This window comes from Streptomyces sp. NPDC001549 (assembly GCF_042894025.1).
In the GTDB taxonomy this organism is placed as follows: Bacteria; Actinomycetota; Actinomycetes; order Streptomycetales; family Streptomycetaceae; genus Streptomyces; species Streptomyces kutzneri.
This window is the reverse complement of record NZ_JBIAVJ010000013.1, coordinates 20,237-35,922: the sequence shown is the minus strand read 5'-3', so window position 1 is coordinate 35,922 and position 15,686 is coordinate 20,237. Positions and strand designations below refer to the sequence as shown.

Genomic DNA, 15,686 nt, shown 5'->3' with positions numbered 1-15,686 from the left:
TCCCCCTTGTGGTGATCTCACAGTCGGTCGGACTGGCTGTGCCACCACTGTGTCAAGCACAGGCCCGACTCATGAGCAGGATGATCAATCGATTCATGATCACGAATTTGTAGGGTTCGGCCATGGCGATCAGCCCGAGCAGCGCCACGCCGCCGGAGGCCGTCCGGACCGGTGCGGGCAAGGCGGTGGGCCTGCGCTTCGGAATACCCGGCCGCGGACCCGTGTTGGGAGCGATCATGAAGGCCATCACATACAGCGCATACGGAACTCCCGCCACACTGCAGCTCGTTGACTTACCGCAGCCCAAGGTGGGCCCGGGCGAGGTGCTCGTCCGCGTCAAGGCCGCCGGGGTCAACCCGGTGGACTGGAAACTCGCCGCCGGATACCTCGACCCGATCCTCGAAGTCCGCTACCCGGTCATACCCGGCTGGGACGTGGCCGGAGTCGTCGAGGCGGTCGGCGAGGACACCTTCGACTACGCCGTCGGCGACGAGGTCTACGGCTACGTCCGCAAGGAGTGGGTCGAACTCGGCACGTACGCCGAGCTGGTGTCCGCCCCCGTCCGCACCCTCGCCCGCAAGCCCCGCGAGCTGAGCTTCGAACAGGCCGCGGGCATCCCGCTGGCCGGCCTCACCGCCTACCAGTCGCTCACCCGCGCCGGCCTCAAGGCCGGGGAGACCGTGGTCATCCACTCCGCGGCCGGCGGCACCGGATCCTTCGGCGTGCAGATCGCCGTCGCGCTCGGCCTGCGGGTCATCGGCACGGCGGGCGCGCACAACCACGACTACCTGCGTTCCCTCGGCGCGGAGCCCGTGCTGTACGGGGAGGGGCTGGCGGACCGGATCCGGGAGCTCGCGCCCGACGGCATCGACGCGGGCCTGGACTTCTACGGCGACGACGTCATCGAGACGCTCCAGTCCCTGGTCAGGGAACGCCACCGGGTGGTCTCCATCGCCGACTACAACGCGGCAGCCAAGGGCGCCCACCAGCTGTGGGTGCGCCCGGACACCGCCGACCTGACCTTCCTGGCGGAACTGGCCGACGCGGGGAAGCTCACGGTCAACGTCGAGCACGCGCTGCCGCTCGCCGAGGCCGCCAGGGCCTGGGAGCTGAGCGCCGCGGGCCGCACCCGCGGCAAGATCGTCCTGACCGTCTGACCGTCTGCCCGGCCCCACGGCACACGTGCGCGCCGCCGGAGCACGGGGCTCCGGCGGCGCGCACCCGCTCAGGACGTGATCGGCGGCGCGGACCGGCCCAGCGGCGGCCCGATCGCCCGCAGCGATCCGGGGGTCCGCCCTTCGCCCCAGCCGATGTGGCGCCGGTAGCTGCCGAGCAGCCCGCGGCTCACCAGCCCCGCTTCGTCCCGTACGGCCGGATCCTCCGGAAGGGGGTGGGTCAGCGGGGCCACGAACAGCGCGTCCACCGGGCAGTTCGCCTCGCACAGGAAGCAGGTCTGGCAGTCCTCCTGCCGTGCGAGCAGCGGAATCCCCTCGGGTCCCCGTTCGAAGACATCCGTCGGGCACACCTCCACACACTTGTCGCAGGCGATGCAGCGCTCCGCCGAGACGAGTTCGATCACGCCGTCACCACCGCCTTCGCCGCGGGCCTGGTCCACACCCGGTCCAGGCCGCCGGCCAGGATCCGGTGGTGCTGAGCCGGGTCCTGGTCCGGGTGGTCGAGGCGTTTGGCCATCCCCCGGGTCTCGGACCGGGCGAGGGCGGCCGCGTACATCCACCGTGCGTGCGCCGTCATCGCCGCCGCCTGCCGGGCCCTGACCAGGTCGGCCCCCTCGCCGTGCAGGCCCGCGCGCAGCTGCGACCACGCCGTGTCGAGGGTGCGCAGGGAAGCCGTCAGGACGTCGCCGTGCCGGAGGTAGTTCTTGTCGTAGGGGAGCACCTCCCGCTGTACGAGCGCCACGGCCTCGCGGTGTTCCGGTCCGGCGGCCGCTCTCCCCGTCGGGCGCAGGCCCGCACCGCCGGCGCCGGTGACGGGCCGGCCCGCGGCCCGGCCCGAGCCGAGGGACAGGGCGTGTCCGGCGGCGCCCCGGCCCGCCCAGCTGCCCGAGGAGACGGCCCAGGCGGCGTTGTGGCTGCCGCCCCCGGTGAAGCCTCCGCAGATCTCCTCGCGGGTGGCCGCGTCCCCGGCGGCGTACAGCCCGGGGACGCCGGTGGCGCAGTCGTCGCCGGTGATCCGGATGCCGCCGGTGCCCCGGACCGTGCCTTCGGCGAGGAGGGTGACGGCGAACCGGTCGGTGAAGGGGTCGATGCCGAGCCGGTCGAAGGTGAGGAAGAAGTTGGGCTGCGCGAGGCGCATCGCGGCCCGGGCTCCTTCGTCGGCGCGGTCGAGGCGCGCGTACACCTTGGCGCCGTCGAGGAGTTCGCGTGCGATCACCGAGCGGCCGCCCTGGCTGGCCGCGCCCTCCAGGACGCTGCCGTCCTCCTGGTAGAAGGTGGCGAAGGAGTAGAAGGCGGTCTTGGTGACGGAGGTGCCCTCGGGGGCGATCCCGTAGGCGTTGGAGAACTCCATGCCGGAGAGCTCCGCCCCGGCCTCGGCGGCGAAGAGCGCGCCGTCGCCGGTGTTGGTGTTGGTACCGAGGGCTCCGCTGAGGAAGGCGCAGCCGCCGGTGGCGAGGACCACGGCGCCGGCCCGGACCCGGTACGACTCGTGCAGCTGACGGCGGTAGCCAGCGGCGCCCGCGACGGCTCCGTCGGTGTCGGTGAGCAGCTCGGTGACCGGACTGTGGTCGAGGACGCGGACCCCGGCCCGGCGGATCCGGATGCGCATCCGCCGCATGTACTCGGGGCCCTGCAGGCCGTTGCGGAGCGGCTGCCCGTCCGGGCCGGTGGGGAACGGGTAACGGCCGTGCGTGGCCAGCTCGTTCATCCGGTCGTACGTCTCGTCGAGGACCCGGGCCATCCAGCGGCGGTCGGACAGGTACCCGCCGAGGCCCTCCCGGGAGGCCATGGCGGCCTCCCGGGCGGCGGGCTCGGGCGGGACGTACCAGACGCCGGTACCACCCGCGGCCGTGGCGCCGCTCGTTCCGCAGTAGCCCTTGTCGGCGAGGACGACCCGGGCCCCGGCCCCGGCGGCCTTGAGGGCGGCCCAGGTGGCGGCCGGTCCGCCGCCGACGACGAGGACGTCGGCGGCGTACTCGCTCATACGCCCTCCCGGGTGTGCCGGTTGACCGGCCGGGCGAGGCCGTAGTTCTCGCGGAGGGTGGCGCCGGTGTACTCGGTGCGGAAGAGCCCGCGCCGCTGGAGGATCGGTACGACGTGGTCGACGAAGGCGGTCAGGCCGGTGGGCAGGACCGGCGCCATGATGTTGAAGCCGTCGGCGGCGCCCTGGGTGAACCACTCCTGGAGCTGGTCGGCGATCTGCTCGGGGGTACCGGCGAAGACGCGGTGACCGCGGCCGGCGCCGAGGCGGGCGATCAGCTCGCGCAGGGTCAGGCCGTCGCGGCGGGCGAGCTCGGCGACGAGGGTGAAGCGGCTCTTGTTGCCGTTGATGTCCCGCTCCTCGGGCAGGTCCGGGAGCGGACCGTCCAGCGGCAGTCCGGTGAGGTCCACGTTCAGCATCCCGGAGAGCTGGGCGAGGCCGTACTCCGGCACCTGGAGGTCGGTGAGCTGCTGTTCCAGGGCCTTCGCCTCGGCCTCGGTGGATCCGATGACGGGGGCGATGCCGGGCAGGACGAGGAGGTCGCTCTCGGCGCGGCCGTACTTGGCGAGGCGGGACTTGAGGTCCTTGTAGAAGGTCTGGCCGTCGGCGAGGGTCTGCTGGGCGGTGAAGACGGCCTCGGCGTACTGGGCCGCGAACTCCTTGCCGTCCTCGGAGGATCCGGCCTGCACGAGCAGCGGGTAGCCCTGGGGGGAGCGCGGGACGTTGAGCGGTCCGGCGACGCCGAAGTGCTCGCCGCGGTGGGCGGCGGGGTGCAGCTTGTCGGTGTCGGCGTAGATGCCGCGCTCCTTGTCGAGGACGATCGCGTCGTCCTCCCAGCTGTCCCAGAGCTTGGTGGCAACGTCGAGGAACTCGCGGGCGCGCTCGTAGCGGAGGTGGTGCTCCAGGTGCTCGTCGCGGTTGAAGTTGCGGGCCTCGTCGACGGTGCCGGAGGTGACGATGTTCCAGCCGGCCCGGCCGCCGCTGATGTGGTCGAGGGAGGCGAACTTGCGGGCCAGGTTGTAGGGCTCGTTGAAGGTCGTGGAGACGGTGGCGATGAGCCCGATGTGCTCGGTGACGGCGGCGATGGCGGAGAGCAGGGTGAGCGGCTCGAATCCGCCGAGGGCGTTGTGGCGGGCCTTGCCCCAGAGGGCGACCCCGTCGGCGAAAAAGATGGAGTCGAGCCGTCCGCGTTCGGCGGTGCGGGCCAGGTCCTGGAAGTACCGCAGGTCGGTGATCAGCTCGGGCCGGCTGTCGGGGTGGCGCCAGGCGGCGTCGTGGTGGCCGGCGTTCATCAGGAAGGCGTTGAGGTGGAGGGTGCGGTTCGCGGTCATGGCTGTTCCCTGTGTTCGGTGGCATTGCGTGCGGTGGCGGCCCGGACGGCGCGGGGCGGGCGGGGCGGGGCGGGGCGGACGTCAGGCGGGGACGCGCCAGGTGCTCAGGCGGCGTTCGATCGTGACCAGCAGCTGGTTGAAGGCCACGCCGACGGCGGAGATGGTGATGATGCCCGCGTACATCTGCGGGATCGCGAAGTTGTACTGCGAGGCGTTGATCAGGTAGCCGAGGCCCGCCTTGGCGCCGATCATCTCGGCGGCCACCAGGACGAGGATGGAGACCGCGCCGGCCAGCCGGATGCCGGTGAAGATGGCCGGTACGGAGGACGGCAGGATCACCTTCTGGAAGAGCCTCGGGGTGGACAGGTCCATCGAACGGGCCAGTCTGACCAGGGTGGGGTCGGCGTTGCCCACCGCGCTGATGGTGTTCAGCAGGACCGGCCAGAGGCAGGCGTAGACGACGATCGAGACCTTCGAGGTCTCGCCGATGCCGAGGAGCAGGACGAAGACGGGCAGCAGGGCCAGTGCGGCGGTGTTGCGGAACACCTCCAGCAGGGGGCCGAGCAGCGCGGCGACCGGCCGGTACCAGCCGATGAGCAGGCCGAGCGGGACCGCGATGACGACGGCGATGCCGAAGCCGCCGAAGGAGCGGGCGAGGCTGGCCCGGGTGTGCTGGCCGAGCTGGCCGTTGCCCAGGAGGTCCCACCAGGCCGTGGCGACCTCGCTGACCGGCGGCAGGAAGGTGGCGTCGACCAGGCCGAGGCGGGGGGCGGTCTCCCAGAAGGCGAGCAGGGCGACGAGGGCCGCCGAGCGGAGGGCGGCGGCGCGCAGCCGGCGGCCCAGCGCCGCGGCGGCCTTCCGGACGGGGGACGGGGCGTGGCCGGTGCTCAGGCCGGCGCCCGGGGAGGAAGCGGCCTTCGGCGCCGGAGCGGCATCCGGTCCGGTGGCGGGAGCGTCCGGGGCCGCGGGGCGCGCGGGGGCCTCGGGGGGCGCTGAAGCCTCGGGAGGCGCAGGGGCCTCCGGAACTACAGGGGCCGAGGGAGCCGCAGAAGCCGCCAGGGTCGCGGGAGCCGCAGGGGCCCCAGGAGCCGCCAGGGCCGCGGGAGCCACAGGGGCCCCAGGAGCCTCAGGGGCCGCTGAAGCCTCCGGGGCGGCGGGGACCTCCGGAGCCGCAGGAGCCGCGGGGACTTCAAGGGCCTCCGGAACTGCAGGGGCCGAGGGAGCCGCAGAAGCCGCCAGGGTCGCAGGAGCCGTCGGAGCCGCAGGGGCCCCAGGAGCCTCCGGGGGCGCGGGGGCTTCCGGAGCCGCAGGGGACTCCGGGGACTCCGGGGACTCCGGGGACTCCGGGGACTCCGGGGACTCCGGGGACTCCGGGGACTCCGGGAGGGGGGAGGCCGTTGCCGCGGGCGACCGGCCGGCGCTGCGCAGCCGGCGTGCCAGCAGGGCCGGGACACCGGGCCGCGTCCTGCGGGACTCCCGGTCGGCGGATGCGGGAGCCGCGGGCGCGGTGTCCTCCCGTACCGCCTCCTGCCCGGCCGGGGCATCGGTGGCGGGGGTGGTGATGTTGGTGGTCATACGGTGGCCTCCTCCTTCTCCAGTTGCTGAGCACGGGCCACCTCGTCGTGGAGCAGGGTCCAGATCTCGTGGCGATAGCGGGCGAACTCGGGGCTGGAACGCAGGTCCTCGCCCAGGAAACCGGCGCCGCGGTCGCCGAAGGAGACCGGGACGATCTCCTTGACGCGGCCCGGGCGGGAGGTCATGACGGCCACCTTCTGGCCGAGGTAGACCGCCTCCTCGATGCCGTGCGTGATGAACACGACGGTCTTGCCGGTGCGCTGCCAGATGCGCCGCAGCTCGTCCTGGAGGGACTCGCGGGTCTGCGCGTCGAGCGCGGCGAACGGCTCGTCCATCAGCAGCACGTCCGGGTCGTAGGCCAGCGAGCGGGCGATGGCGACGCGCTGGCGCATACCGCCGGAGAGCTCGTGCGGGTGCCGGTCCCCGAAGCCGGTGAGGCCGACGAGGTCCAGGAACTCCCGGGCCCTCGCCTTGCGTTCACGGCGCGGGACGCCGGTCGCCTCCAGGCCGAATTCCACGTTGCCGAGCGCCGTCCGCCAGGGCAGCAGGGCGTACTGCTGGAAGACGATGCCCCGGTCCAGGCCCGGCCCGGTGATCGGCTTCCCGTCGAGCAGGATCCGCCCGGACGACGGCCGGGTCAGCCCGCCAAGCAGGTCCAGGAGGGTGGACTTGCCGCAGCCGCTGGGGCCCACGACCACCACGAACTCCCCCGCCTCGATCTCCAGGTCGATGCCGTCGAGCGCGGTGAACTGCTCCTTGTTCTTCTTGTCCTTGGTCGGGAAGGTCTTGGTCACTTCCTCGAACACGATCTTCGCCATGCCGGGTCAGCCCTTCCCGAAGCCGTTGAACTCGTTCGTGTAGAGGTCGGCGGCCTTGAGCTGCCCCTGCTTGATGTCGCCGCGCTCGCCGAGCCAGTCGAGCCAGAGCTGGAACTCCTTGTCCTCGATCCGGCCGCCCGTCTCGGCGACGCCGTACGAGCGCCAGTACTGGAGGGTGGCGGTGTCCTCGTTGCGGCCGCGCTTCTTGACGATCTCGGTCTGCCGGGCGATGACCTCCTCGCGCGGGGTGGTGCGGGCCCACTCGATGGCCTTGGCCACGCCCGTCACGAAGGTCCGTACGGTGTCCGGGTTCTCCTTGATGAACCGCTCGGTCATGATGTAGGAGCCGGCGCTGAACTTGCCGAGCAGGTCGAAGTCGCTGAACAGCGGTCTGATCCCGCCGCCCGCCACGGCCTTGTCGCGCAGGATCCCGCCCAGCACGCCCACGTCGATCTGCTTCTGGCGCAGCACCTGGTCGGTGTTGACGGGCGGCACGACGAGGGACTCGACCTTGGACGAGTCGGCCTTGGCCAGGCCGTTGCGGCTCAGGTAGATGTCGAGGACGGCCTGGGAGTGCGCGCCCAGGGTGTTCATGCCGACCTTCTTGCCGAGGAGGTCGCGGGCGGAGCGGATCGGGCTGTCCTCCAGGACGTAGTAGCCGCTGTACGAGTGCTCGTCGACGCCGTAGTAGGAGATGACGGCCTTGATGGGGGCCTTGCTGGAGGCGAGCTTGACGATCGCGCCGTTGAAGGCGCCGCCGAAGTGGGTCTGGCCGGTGGCGGCGGACTGGATGTCCTGCGGACCGCTGATGGTGTTGCCGACCCACTCCAGTTTGAGGTCGCCCAGGTATCCGAGGTCGGCGGCGAGTTCGGGGAGCGTGACGGCGCCGACCGAGCCCTGGTACTTCAGGGTCTTGACCTGGGCGCCGGAACCGCCGCCGCGCGCGGTGGCCGTGCCGCAGCTCACCGCGGCCGCCGAGATGCCGAGCAGGGCGAGGAACTGGCGTCGGGAGGTGGTGGTCGAGGTGAAGGCTGCGGGCATGACGGTTCCTTGTCGGTGCGGGTCGCGTGGTGGCGGCGCTGTTACGGGGTGGCGGTGAGGGCGGCGGCGGTGGCGGTGACGGCGGTGGCGGCGGTGGCGGGCGCGGAGCGCAGGGCCGCGGCGAACTCGTCGACGGCCTGGTAGAGGTCCAGTTCGGCCTCGGGCCGCAGCCGGTCGGGTCCCGCTCCGCGCTCGATGGAGGAGTCCAGGACGAACCGGCCGGCGGTGACGTGCCGGGCGCCGAGGGCGGCGAGCACGGGGCGCAGGGCGTAGTCGATGGTCAGGACGTGGGCGAGGCTGCCGCCGGTGGCCAGCGGCAGGACCGTCTTGCCGTCGAGGCCGTCCTGCGGGAGCAGGTCGAGGAAGGCCTTGAGCAGTCCGGTGTACGAGGCCTTGTAGACCGGGGTCGCGATGACCAGGCCGTCGGCCTCGGCGACGGCTTCGAGCGCCCGGCGGATCTCGGGCTCGCCGCGGCGGGCGGCGAGGAGGTCGGCGGCGGGGAGCTCGCGCACGGACAGGTGCGCGGTCTCGAAGCCGGAGTGGGACAGGCGGCGCAGTACGTGATCGGCGACGACGGCGGTACGCGAGTGGGCGGAGGGGCTGCCGGTGATGGCGAGCAGGTTGGGCACGGGGGCGCTCCTTGAATGTCGTCAGGCGGAGGTGGCGGCAGAGATGGCGGCGGAGGCGTCGGACGTGGAGGCGCCGGACGTGGAGGCGCCGGAGGCGATGCCGAAGGAGGGGTCCGGGACGGCCTCCGGGCTGATCAGGCGGGCGGGCTCGCCGTCGGGGCCGACCGGGACGTCGCCGTCGACGGTGACGCGGCGCAGGGTGCGCTCGTGGTCGTCGGAGTCGTCCACGCCGTAGTGCTGGGTGGCGCGGTTGTCCCAGATCGCGACGTCGCCGGCCCGCCACTGCCAGCGGACGGTGTTCTCGGGGCTCTCGATGTGCGCCTGGAAGAGGTCCTGGAGGGCGCGGGAGTCACGGCCGGTGAGGCCGTTGATCCGCTGGACGAAGTTGCCGAGGAGCAGGGTGCGTTCGCCGGTCTCGGGGTGGACGCGGACCACCGGGTGCTCGGTGAGGAACTTGGTCGAGGTGAACACCTCGCGGTACTGGGCCAGGGCCTCGGGCAGGGCGTCGGGCTTGAGGGCGGCGTAGTCGTACTCGTTGGAGTGGACGGCGCGCAGGCTGTCGGCGAGAGCGCGGAGCGGCTCGGGGAGGTTGCTGTAGGCGGTGGCCGTGTTGGCCCAGAGGGTGTTGCCGCCGTACGGGGGGATGGTGACGGCGCGGAGGATGGAGAAGGCGGGATAGGCGGGGACGAAGGTGACGTCGGTGTGCCACTGGTTGGCGCGGGCGCCGTGGTGGGAGTCGATGCCGAGGGCGTAACGGCCGTCCGCGGAGGGGACGGTGGGGTGCGCGACGGGCGCGCCGAGCAGCTGGGCGAAGGCCTCGTGACCGGCCTCGTCGAGGTGGTCCTGGCCACGGAAGAAGACGACCTTGTGGGCGAGGAGAGCGGCCCGGATCTCGGCGACGGTGCCGTCGGGCAGGTCGCCGCCGAGCTTCACGCCGCCGATCTCGGCACCGATGCGGCCGCCGATCCTGGTGACAGTGGTGGCGGTGGTGGCAGTGGCCATGGGGACTCCCTGATCAGGGCCGCGGGATTATTTCCGCAGCGGAAGAAATAGCGTTACGGAGCAGCCGGGCGCTGCGCTGCGCCAAGCGGTACGGGTACGGGGCTGGGAACGGGTACGGGTACGAGGTGGTGCGGGAGAACCGGTCGCCCGAGGCCGCGGAGGCCCCTCGGGCGCACCCGGCCCCGCCCGGAACCGAGGAGAGCGGCAACGCGCCCGCCTGGCATGGGCCCGCCCGGGCGGACGCCCTTCCGGGTACCTCCCGGAGCGCAGCCCGGTCGGCTCACCGACGGCCGCACTCGCGGCCCCGGCACGGGACCTGCCCGGTCGGATGTCCCGGTGGGGCACCACCCCTGGGGGTGCCCCACCGGAACAGGAACGGATCGGGGGGCGCGGCTCGGGAGGACCCTGCCAGGCACCCCTAAGGGGCACCGGCGCGGGACGGGGCCGGGCACGGGCCTGTGCCGGGTGGACCCGGCCGGCCGGGGCGCCGGACCGGAGGGGTCAGGCGCGGCCGGGGGCCGGACAGCGGCCCGGACACTCGCCCGGCTCGGTACAGAGGCCGGGGGTGTGGAGCCGCGGGGCGAGAAGTGCGTTCGCGGACATGTCCCGGAGCGTGTCAGCGGACCCGGCCGTGGTCAACCCCCGCCCGTGGCCGCCGAACGCCCCCGCGCCCGGACCCCCACCCGGCCCGCGCACGCCTGCGACCTGCTCTTTCACCCTCGTACGCCACCCCGCCCCGGCGGCCGAAAACCGTGGCCGGATTTCATGGCCCCGCAACGCAACCGCCATGCGTGATCGGCCGTGCATGATCGGGGGACACCCCCTCCCCCTCACCCTCCCGAGGAGACCGCGTGACGCGTATGGCCGGTGACAGCCGGGCCGCAGCCAATGCCGCCACCGTGCTGCGGACGGTGCTCGACCACGGGCCGGTCGCGCGCAGCGCGATCGCCCCGCTGTGCGGGCTGAGCCCCGCCGCCGTGTCCCGGCAGACCACCGGGCTGCTCCGCGGCGGGCTGCTGCGCGAGCTGCCCGGGCCCGGCGGCGGCGTGGGGCGGCCGCGGATCCCGCTGGACCTGCACACCGGGGCCGTCGGCGGGCCGGTCGCCGCCGGGCTGCACATCGGGGTGCCGCATTCGACCTTCAGCCTCGTCGACCTCCGGGGGCAGCTGCTCGCCCGGCGGGCCTTCCCGCACGAGGGGCTCCCGTCGGACGGGCTGTCCGCCGCGATCGCCTCCGAACTCCGCCGCTTCCTCGACGCGTACGACTCCGGGCGGCCGCTCCTCGGGGTCGGCGCGGCGCTGGGCGGATGGGTCGGCCCGGACGAGGGGACGGTCGTACGGCACCCCGCGCTGGGCTGGAGCCGCAAGCCGCTCGCCGCCGAGCTGTCGGCCGCGCTCGGGCTGCCGGTGTGGATCGACAACCACGCCCGGGCCGTCGCGCGGGCCGAGATCCTCTTCGGCCGGCCCGAGGCCCGCCGGAGCCTGGTGCACCTGTTCATCGGCCGGGTCGTCGACGCCGCCTTCGGGATCGAGGGGACCGTGCACCAGGGTCCGGGCGCGGCGGCCGGCGACGTGGCCCATCTGCCGGTGCCGCGCTCGCAGGCCCCGTGCGCGTGCGGGCGTACGGGCTGCCTGGAGGCGACCGCGTCCGACGCCGCGCTGGGCGCCGAGGCCGTGCGCCGGGGCATCGTGCCGGACCCTTCGGTGAACCTGCTGGTGGACGCCGCCGCCACCGGCGATCCGCGCGCAGACCGGCTGCTGCGCGAGCGCGCCCGCGCGGTGGGCCGCGCGGCGGCTCTTCTGTTGGATGTCTTCAATCCGGCGGTCATGGTCGTGACCGAGCTGGCGAGCGTCCTCGACGAGGGTTATCTGGAGGAGATCCGGGCCGCCGCGATGGAGCTCTCGCACGTCTGCGACGATCCCGAGCGGATCGTGGTGCCGCACGCGGGACCTGCCGTACTCCCGGAGGCGGCGGCAACCGTGCTGCTCAGCCGGGTGTTCCAGGACCCCTTCGACATGGCCCGAGAGGGCGAGATCACACCCACCGGTATGGTGCCACCTGAGCGCGCTCCCCTACATTCGAGCCATGACGGTCCTGCCTGACGACGGGCTCTCCCTGGCCGCCGAGTTCCCTGACGCGACGCATGAGCAGTGGCAGCGCCTTGTAGAAGGCGTACTGCGCAAGTCGGGCAAGGAAGTCTCCGGCGAGGCCGCAGAAGACGCGTTGTCCACCCCAATCGAGGACGGGCTCACCACGCGCCCGCTGTACACCGCGCCGCCCGACGGGGCGGCTCCCGACACCGGTTTTCCCGGCTTCGCCCCGTTCGTCCGCGGGGGCAGGCCGGAAGGCACCACCGCGAACGGCTGGGACGTGCGCCAGCGCCTCGCGGGCACCGATCCGGTACGCGTGAACGAGGCGGCCCTCGCCGATCTGGAGAACGGGGTCACCTCCCTCTGGCTCACCGTGGGCCGGGGCGGCCTCCCGGTCGAGGGCCTGGCCCGGGCGCTGGACGGGGTCTACCTGGACCTCGCCCCCATCACCCTGGATGCCGGAGCCCACTACGCGGAGGCCGCGCGCGCGTTGCTGCGCCTGTTCACCGGGAGCGCGGTGGCCCCCGAGGCCGCTCGGGCCTCGCTGGGCGCCGACCCGCTGGGCCACGAGGCCCGCACGGGTGAGGCACTGGACGTGGCCGGCGCCGTCGAGCTGGCCCGGGAGGCCGCCGCGGGCTGGCCCGGGGTGCGCGCCCTGACCGTGGACGCGCTGCCGTACCACGAGGCCGGCGGCAGTGCCGCCGAGGAACTGGGCCTGTCCCTGGCCACCGGTGTCGCCTACCTGCGCGCCCTCACCGAGGCCGGGCTGAGCACCGAAGTGGCGCTCGGACAGCTGGAGTTCCGCTACGCCGCCACCGCGGACCAGTTCCTGACCATCGCCAAGCTGCGCGCCGCGCGCCGGCTGTGGGCCCGTATCGCCGAGGCCTCGGGGGCCCCGGAGGCGGGTGCCCAGCTCCAGCACGCGGTGACCTCGCCGGTGATGATGACCCGCCGCGACCCCTGGGTGAACATGCTGCGCACCACCGTGGCCTGCATGGCCGCGGGTGTGGGCGGCGCGGACGCGGTGACCGTGCTCCCCTTCGACAACGAGCTGGGTCTGCCGGACGCCTTCGCGCGCCGGGTCTCCCGCAACACCTCCACCATCCTGCTGGAGGAGTCGCATCTGGCCCGGGTGATCGACCCGGCCGGCGGCTCCTACTACGTGGAGCGCCTCACCGACGAACTCGCCCACGCCGCCTGGGAGTTCTTCCAGACCCTGGAGAAGTCCGGCGGCCAGGCCGCCGCCCTGCGCTCCGGGCTGGTCGCCGAGCGGCTGGCCGCCACCTGGGCCGCGCGCTCCAAGAAGCTGGCCAGGCGCCGCGAGCCGATCACCGGCGTCAGCGAGTTCCCGCTGCTCTCGGAGAAGCCCGTCGTACGCGAGCCCGCGCCCGCCGGACCCACCGGCGGACTGCCCCGTGTCCGGCGCGACGAGGCGTACGAGGCCCTGCGCGCCCGCAGCGACGCGCACCTGGCGGCGACCGGCACCCGGCCGAGGATCTTCCTCGCCGCGCTGGGCCCGGCGGCCGCGCACACCGCCCGCGCCACCTTCGCCTCGAACCTGTTCCAGGCGGGCGGTATCGAGCCCGTGCACGATCCGGTGTCGGTGGACCCGGCGACGGCCGCCGGGGCGTACGCCGCGAGCGGGGCGGACGGCATGGCCGTGCTCTGCTCCAGCGACGCGCTGTACGAGGAGCAGGCCGCGGCGGTGTCCGAGGCGCTGCGCGCGGCGGGCGCCACGACCGTCTTCCTCGCCGGCAAGCCGGGCACCGCTGAGGCTTCCGTGGACGAGTACGTCTTCGCCGGCTGTGACGCCGTCGCCGTGCTGTCCTCCGTACTCGACCGGATGGGAGTGCCGTCTTGAGCATCCCCGATTTCTCCGAGCTGGCGCTCGACCCCACCGCCGTCGCCGGGGTGTCCGAGGAGCAGTGGCGCTCCGCGGTGAAGGAGTCCACCGGCACTGCGGCCGCCGACCTGCTGTGGGAGACGCCCGAGGGCATCGGCGTCAAGCCGCTGTACACCGGGCGGGACCTGGAGGGCCTGGACTTCCTGCGGACGTACCCGGGCGTGGCCCCGTACCTGCGCGGCCCGTACCCGACGATGTACGTCAACCAGCCCTGGACGATCCGGCAGTACGCCGGCTTCTCCACGGCCGAGGAGTCGAACGCCTTCTACCGGCGCAATCTGGCGTCCGGCCAGAAGGGCCTGTCGGTCGCCTTCGACCTGCCGACGCACCGCGGCTATGACAGCGACCACCCCCGGGTGACGGGCGATGTCGGCATGGCGGGCGTGGCGATCGACTCGATCTACGACATGCGGCAGCTGTTCGACGGGATCCCGCTGGACAAGATGTCGGTGTCGATGACGATGAACGGCGCGGTGCTGCCGGTCCTCGCGCTCTACATCGTGGCGGCGGAGGAGCAGGGCGTCTCCCCCGACAAGCTCGCCGGGACCATCCAGAACGACATCCTCAAGGAGTTCATGGTCCGCAACACCTACATCTACCCGCCCAAGCCCTCGATGCGGATCATCTCCGACATCTTCGCGTTCACCTCGCAGAAGATGCCGCGGTACAACTCGATCTCCATCTCCGGCTACCACATCCAGGAGGCCGGGGCCACGGCCGACCTGGAGCTGGCGTACACCCTCGCCGACGGCGTGGAGTACCTGCGGGCCGGGCAGGCCGTCGGGCTGGACGTGGACGCGTTCGCGCCGCGCCTGTCGTTCTTCTGGGCGATCGGCATGAACTTCTTCATGGAGGTCGCGAAGCTGCGCGCGGCCCGGCTGCTGTGGGCGCGCCTGGTCAAGCAGTTCGACCCGAAGAACGCCAAGTCGCTGTCGCTGCGCACGCATTCGCAGACCTCGGGCTGGTCGCTGACCGCGCAGGACGTCTTCAACAATGTGACGCGCACCTGCATCGAGGCGATGGCGGCGACCCAGGGCCACACCCAGTCGCTGCACACCAACGCCCTCGACGAGGCTCTCGCGCTGCCGACGGACTTCTCGGCGCGCATCGCCCGCAACACCCAGCTGCTGCTGCAGCAGGAGTCGGGGACCTGCCGGTCGATCGACCCGTGGGGCGGCAGCGCGTACGTCGAGAAGCTGACGTACGACCTGGCCCGGCGGGCCTGGCAGCACATCGAGGAGGTCGAGGCGGCCGGCGGCATGGCGCAGGCCATCGACGCGGGCATCCCGAAGCTGCGCGTGGAGGAGGCCGCGGCCCGCACGCAGGCGCGGATCGACTCGGGCCGGCAGCCGGTGATCGGCGTCAACAAGTACCGCGTGGAGAACGACGAGGCGATCGACGTCCTGAAGGTCGACAATTCCTCGGTGCGCTCTCAGCAGATCGCCAAGCTGCGGCGGCTGCGCGAGGAGCGCGACGAGGCGGTCACGCAGGACACGCTGCGGGCGCTGACGAACGCGGCCGAGCGCGGTGACGGCAACCTGCTGGCCCTGGCGGTGGACGCGGCGCGCGCCAAGGCCACCGTCGGTGAGATCTCGGACGCACTGGAGAAGGTGTACGGGCGGCACGCGAGCCAGATCCGTACGATCTCGGGTGTGTACCGCACCGAGGCAGGCGAGTCCCCGTCCGTGGAACGCACCCGTGCGCTCGTCGACGGGTTCGAGGAGGCGGAGGGCCGCCGTCCGCGCATCCTGGTCGCGAAGATGGGCCAGGACGGGCACGACCGCGGCCAGAAGGTGATCGCGACCGCCTTCGCCGACCTGGGCTTCGACGTGGACGTCGGCCCGCTGTTCCAGACCCCGGCGGAGGTGGCCCGCCAGGCCGTCGAGGCGGACGTCCACGTGGTGGGCGTGTCGTCGCTGGCGGCCGGCCACCTGACCCTCGTACCGGCGCTGCGCGAGCAGCTGGCGGAGGAGGGCCGCGAGGACATCATGATCGTCGTGGGTGGGGTGATCCCGCCGGCGGATGTCCCGACGCTGCTGGAGATGGGCGCGACGGCGGTCTTCCCGCCGGGCACGGTGATCCCGGACGCGGCCCACGACCTGGTGACGCGGCTGGCCGCGGACCTGGGCCACGAGCTGTAG

13 protein-coding genes are annotated in these 15,686 nt (G+C 73.1%); 4 read left to right on the top strand and 9 right to left on the bottom strand.

The features are described from left to right. Positions 1-52: 52 nt before the first annotated feature. The gene (locus ACFY04_RS21715) at positions 53-247 is read right to left on the bottom strand and encodes a hypothetical protein (protein ID WP_389118847.1); all 195 of its coding nucleotides are present in this window, start codon (positions 245-247) and stop codon (positions 53-55) included. Here ACFY04_RS21715 and ACFY04_RS21710 point away from each other — a divergent pair. After that, on the top strand, positions 237-1,157 hold the full coding sequence (locus ACFY04_RS21710) for an NADP-dependent oxidoreductase (protein WP_389118846.1): 921 nt from the start codon (positions 237-239) through the stop codon (positions 1,155-1,157). The genes ACFY04_RS21715 and ACFY04_RS21710 overlap by 11 nt on opposite strands. A gap of 68 nt (positions 1,158-1,225) precedes the next feature. On the opposite strand, the gene ACFY04_RS21705 is transcribed toward ACFY04_RS21710, so the two are convergent. The 8 genes from ACFY04_RS21705 to ACFY04_RS21670 form a co-directional block, all read right to left on the bottom strand. Next, a complete protein-coding gene (locus ACFY04_RS21705) occupies positions 1,226-1,579 on the bottom strand; it encodes a ferredoxin family protein (protein WP_351154447.1) in 354 nt (117 codons plus the stop codon). Continuing rightward, positions 1,576-3,159, bottom strand: a complete 1,584-nt coding sequence (locus ACFY04_RS21700) for an FAD-dependent oxidoreductase (protein WP_389118844.1) — start codon at positions 3,157-3,159, stop codon at positions 1,576-1,578. Before ACFY04_RS21700 ends, ACFY04_RS21705 begins: the two co-directional genes overlap by 4 nt. Next, positions 3,156-4,487 carry an LLM class flavin-dependent oxidoreductase gene (locus ACFY04_RS21695; protein WP_389118843.1) on the bottom strand — a complete coding sequence of 444 codons (1,332 nt, stop codon included), beginning with the start codon at positions 4,485-4,487 and terminating at the stop codon, positions 3,156-3,158. The genes ACFY04_RS21700 and ACFY04_RS21695 overlap by 4 nt, the downstream gene beginning before the upstream one ends. A gap of 81 nt (positions 4,488-4,568) precedes the next feature. After that, on the bottom strand, positions 4,569-5,330 hold the full coding sequence (locus tag ACFY04_RS21690; RefSeq protein WP_389119092.1) for an ABC transporter permease: 762 nt from the start codon (positions 5,328-5,330) through the stop codon (positions 4,569-4,571). 728 nt (positions 5,331-6,058) lie between these two features. Then, on the bottom strand, positions 6,059-6,880 hold the full coding sequence (locus ACFY04_RS21685; protein WP_389118841.1) for an ABC transporter ATP-binding protein: 822 nt from the start codon (positions 6,878-6,880) through the stop codon (positions 6,059-6,061). A 6-nt stretch (positions 6,881-6,886) separates the two neighbouring features. Next, on the bottom strand, positions 6,887-7,921 hold the full coding sequence (locus ACFY04_RS21680; RefSeq protein WP_389118840.1) for an ABC transporter substrate-binding protein: 1,035 nt from the start codon (positions 7,919-7,921) through the stop codon (positions 6,887-6,889). 41 nt (positions 7,922-7,962) lie between these two features. Next, the gene (ssuE, locus tag ACFY04_RS21675) at positions 7,963-8,550 is read right to left on the bottom strand and encodes an NADPH-dependent FMN reductase (RefSeq protein WP_389118838.1); all 588 of its coding nucleotides are present in this window, start codon (positions 8,548-8,550) and stop codon (positions 7,963-7,965) included. A gap of 21 nt (positions 8,551-8,571) precedes the next feature. Continuing rightward, positions 8,572-9,552, bottom strand: coding sequence for a TauD/TfdA dioxygenase family protein (locus ACFY04_RS21670; RefSeq protein WP_389118836.1), 981 nt, complete (start codon positions 9,550-9,552; stop codon positions 8,572-8,574). An 860-nt stretch (positions 9,553-10,412) separates the two neighbouring features. Here ACFY04_RS21670 and ACFY04_RS21665 point away from each other — a divergent pair. Genes ACFY04_RS21665 through scpA form a run of 3 tightly spaced genes read left to right on the top strand, consistent with a single transcriptional unit; the run spans position 10,413 to position 15,686 of the window. Further along, positions 10,413-11,654 (top strand): ROK family protein, encoded by a 1,242-nt coding sequence (locus tag ACFY04_RS21665; RefSeq protein ID WP_389119090.1) that lies wholly within the window; start codon positions 10,413-10,415, stop codon positions 11,652-11,654. Next, the gene (locus tag ACFY04_RS21660) at positions 11,638-13,503 is read left to right on the top strand and encodes a methylmalonyl-CoA mutase family protein (protein ID WP_389118834.1); all 1,866 of its coding nucleotides are present in this window, start codon (positions 11,638-11,640) and stop codon (positions 13,501-13,503) included. Before ACFY04_RS21665 ends, ACFY04_RS21660 begins: the two co-directional genes overlap by 17 nt. Further along, a complete protein-coding gene (gene scpA / locus ACFY04_RS21655) occupies positions 13,500-15,686 on the top strand; it encodes a methylmalonyl-CoA mutase (protein WP_389118833.1) in 2,187 nt (728 codons plus the stop codon). The genes ACFY04_RS21660 and scpA overlap by 4 nt, the downstream gene beginning before the upstream one ends.

Excerpts from the sequence above, each read along its gene's own strand:
- ACFY04_RS21665 (WP_389119090.1), top strand. The coding sequence starts at position 10,413 with ATGGCCGGTGACAGCCGGGCCGCAGCCAATGCCGCCACCGTGCTGCGG.
- ACFY04_RS21670 (WP_389118836.1), bottom strand. The coding sequence starts at position 9,552 with ATGGCCACTGCCACCACCGCCACCACTGTCACCAGGATCGGCGGCCGC.
- ACFY04_RS21700 (WP_389118844.1), bottom strand. The coding sequence starts at position 3,159 with ATGAGCGAGTACGCCGCCGACGTCCTCGTCGTCGGCGGCGGACCGGCC.
- ACFY04_RS21660 (WP_389118834.1), top strand. The coding sequence starts at position 11,638 with ATGACGGTCCTGCCTGACGACGGGCTCTCCCTGGCCGCCGAGTTCCCT.
- ACFY04_RS21710 (WP_389118846.1), top strand. The coding sequence starts at position 237 with ATGAAGGCCATCACATACAGCGCATACGGAACTCCCGCCACACTGCAG.
- ACFY04_RS21695 (WP_389118843.1), bottom strand. The coding sequence starts at position 4,487 with ATGACCGCGAACCGCACCCTCCACCTCAACGCCTTCCTGATGAACGCC.
- ACFY04_RS21715 (WP_389118847.1), bottom strand. The coding sequence starts at position 247 with ATGGCCTTCATGATCGCTCCCAACACGGGTCCGCGGCCGGGTATTCCG.
- ACFY04_RS21685 (WP_389118841.1), bottom strand. The coding sequence starts at position 6,880 with ATGGCGAAGATCGTGTTCGAGGAAGTGACCAAGACCTTCCCGACCAAG.
- ACFY04_RS21680 (WP_389118840.1), bottom strand. The coding sequence starts at position 7,921 with ATGCCCGCAGCCTTCACCTCGACCACCACCTCCCGACGCCAGTTCCTC.